At 55.3% G+C, this 1,522-nt stretch carries 3 protein-coding genes; 1 reads left to right on the plus strand and 2 read right to left on the minus strand.

Translation table 11 applies throughout. From position 1 onward, the window contains the following. Positions 1-679: RNA ligase family protein (locus tag BN874_RS22670; RefSeq protein ID WP_051497828.1), on the plus strand; the 679-nt coding region annotated here is incomplete at its 5' end. Positions 680-770: 91 nt separating this feature from the next. Here the strand turns inward: BN874_RS22670 and BN874_RS13220 are convergent. Both BN874_RS13220 and BN874_RS25760 read right to left on the minus strand, forming a co-directional pair. Next, complete coding sequence (locus BN874_RS13220; protein WP_034434231.1) at positions 771-1,181, minus strand: DUF3597 domain-containing protein; 411 nt, start codon at positions 1,179-1,181, stop codon at positions 771-773. Positions 1,182-1,293: 112 nt separating this feature from the next. After that, positions 1,294-1,522, minus strand: a 229-nt coding sequence (locus BN874_RS25760; protein WP_230314435.1) for a hypothetical protein, incomplete at its 5' end; no start/stop codon positions are given.

Genomic DNA, 1,522 nt, shown 5'->3' on the forward strand with positions numbered 1-1,522 from the left:
ATGTCTTTACGTTGCAGAGTACCACCTTATTTGCCTGTCCGAAATTTGGGGTCCATTATACAAGATTCAAAGCATCTTCAAACGCGATATGACCAGCACGCGGAAAACGCTGCTTGAAGGCCAATGGACGCTGCCAGAATTCGAGTACCTAGCGGGCAACCCGTGGGTTTTCACCGAAAAGGTCAATGGCATCAATATTCGCATCCTTTTCAAGGATGGAGGCGTGACATTCGGCGGGCGCACCGAAGGTGCGCATATTCCGGCGCCATTGGTGACGCGACTGAACGAGCGGTTTTTGCCGCTGGCGGCGAAGTGGGCCGAGGTGTTCGCGGAGGGCGCTGCCGTGCTGTATGGCGAGGGCTACGGCGCCAAGATTCAGAAGGGCGGCGGCAATTATCGGCAAGACCAAGACTTCGTTTTGTTCGACGTAAAATGCGGAGAATGGTGGTTGCAACGCGCCGACGTTGAAGATGTTGCCGCGAAGCTCGGTATTGATGTGGTGCCGATCATCGGCGAGGGCACGCTACACGATGCAGTTGCGCAGGCTAAGGCCGGTATTCGCTCGACGTGGGGCGACTTTGAGGCCGAGGGCATTGTGGCGCGGCCAAAAACGGAGCTGAAGACGCGCAGCGGGAACCGGCTGATTGCCAAGATCAAATGCCGGGATTTTGCTGCATAACGTTTGAGCTAAGTGGGAGACACCGGCTCGCCGGTGGATCTCCGCTTGAGCGAAAGGTTAGCCGTCTGGGTCACGATGTATCGGGTGACGGCTATCCGAGCAGTTCCTTCGGGATATTGCCTCCGTTCTCTGCAAGCTTCTGAAGAACGGTCTTGTGCAACCACAGGTTCATCTGAGCGGAATCGTTCATCTTCTCCTTGGGACATCCCAGTTCGGTTGCAAGCCCCTTTCGTGCTTCGAGGCTGCTCTCCAGCCCCAGCACCTTGAGGAGATCCACGATGGACCCCTTCCAGTCGAGTTTCTGCGGGTTCGACGCGGCAAGACCCTCCAGCTTTGCAACCACATCAACGGCCGAAAGGGCCGCCCCCGCCGGGGCGGGGATGGGAACGGGCTGCGTGGAGGGGGTCGATGCAGGGGCAGGGGCAGGGGCAGGGGCGGGCGCACCCGGTTGCGCAGGTGGGCCGAAGCCCAGCTTTTCAAGGATTGCACTAAAGAAGCTCATATCAGGTTCCTTTTGAGTGGCGTGAGGGAAGTTGGCAATTCAGTAGATACACCATGTGTGATAGGGCTTCCAGAGGGAAGCCTAACGTCTGAATTTACTGGCCTGCGCGGCTTTATCGCCCCTTTCGCTCATTTTTTGGTCCTGTAAATTTTCCTGTGATGGCGAGGGTTGGTAGCGTCAGGCGAGGGCGTTGACTGAATCCAACCCATTGATCTAAATAGGTGCTATTCATTTTACCTGCCTGCCCCACAGTTCCGATCACAGGAAAATTTACAGGAGGCATTTTTTTATAATCATAACATTTATGGTTAGAATACAGCAGTGTAATAATGAAAACAGTG

The organism is Candidatus Contendobacter odensis Run_B_J11, assembly GCF_000531125.1.
Classification (GTDB): domain Bacteria; phylum Pseudomonadota; class Gammaproteobacteria; order Competibacterales; family Competibacteraceae; genus Contendibacter; species Contendibacter odensensis.

Coding starts and splice junctions, on each gene's coding strand:
- BN874_RS13220 (WP_034434231.1), bottom strand. CDS start 1,181: ATGAGCTTCTTTAGTGCAATCCTTGAAAAGCTGGGCTTCGGCCCACCT.